Origin of the sequence: Vibrio sp. TRT 1302, from assembly GCF_050113875.1 — a bacterium.
Classification (GTDB): Bacteria; Pseudomonadota; Gammaproteobacteria; order Enterobacterales; family Vibrionaceae; genus Vibrio.
Map to the genome: position 1 here is coordinate 1 of NZ_JBNJOF010000048.1, position 1073 is coordinate 1073.

Below are 1073 nucleotides of genomic sequence, written 5' to 3' on the forward strand. Positions count from 1 at the left end.
GATTCAATAGGGCATGCTGTGGGGTATAAGACCGTTGAACTTATCCATTTGATGGCGCACGAATTTCAGCAAGTTGAAGGTGACTTTGACTCCTTGTCTGAAAATGAGCTAAAAGAGGTCACCCCATCCGGCATGGGATATGACCGATTTATTGAGCAATTAAAGCAAGGCCATTTGCTGCTACTGAATGATTCTCCGCGAGTTCCGCTGTTGATAAAAGAGAGCGATGGCTTAGCGCATTCAGATTGGGAGCTAAATCCCCATGTTCGCGACAACCTCGACCAATTGGCACAAAAGGCACTATTAACTCGCACACAGATGAGCGGGAGTGCATCAAGCACCACTCAAAGTGGAAGCCTACATCCGCCACTTCCCATGCCCCCATACGTCCCTGAGCCCGTTCGTACTCATAATCCCGATGCGCCGCCAAAGGAAAAATACGAGTACAACTTCGATATCGCGTGCTCCGACGATGCCTTTCATCGCAATGTTGGTTGTTCGTTTGTTATAGCCCAAACGGCAGACGAAGTGTTACTAGGGCGCTGGCGTGAAACCAAAATCAAAGAAGGGACACGCTACACCATATTCACAGCGTTTGATGAGCCTAAAAAATTGGTGGGAGAAGTGGCATCAAAGTCATTAGGTCTCTCGCCTAGCCAACCAGTAAAAGTCAGACCGATAGGCAGTGGCGTAGCGCAAGAGGGCTTTATTCCCGTTTTTCCCGCCGTGCAGCTCGGCGAGCGGTTAGGCTTTCCCACTCACGGTTTCTACTACCACTTTCATAACGGCAAACTGATCCAAGAGTACCGTATTCTCGGTGATAAAAACTGGGGTTTTTATGCCACTCACTCAACGCACCACCGCCTTGATCCCGAAAGAGGTTACAACCAGAACCAAAACGCGATATTGGTGTTCTGGAAACTCGGTGGCAAAGTGGTCGAGGGCCAACATCTTGTTTACTTAGAGAGGCAAATTACCCGAGAGGAACTGGATAATTTGAGCGAGGAGTGGTTGAACGAGCATGGGGTGAAATTAGATGTGCCTCAGTTACTTGAGGCAACAAAACAACCCAT

At 48.6% G+C, this 1073-nt stretch carries 1 pseudogene; it reads left to right on the forward strand.

The features are described from left to right. Positions 1–18: 18 nt before the first annotated feature. Positions 19–1073: pseudogene (locus ACQEXP_RS21200) on the forward strand (S-type Pyocin domain-containing protein); the annotation flags it as partial.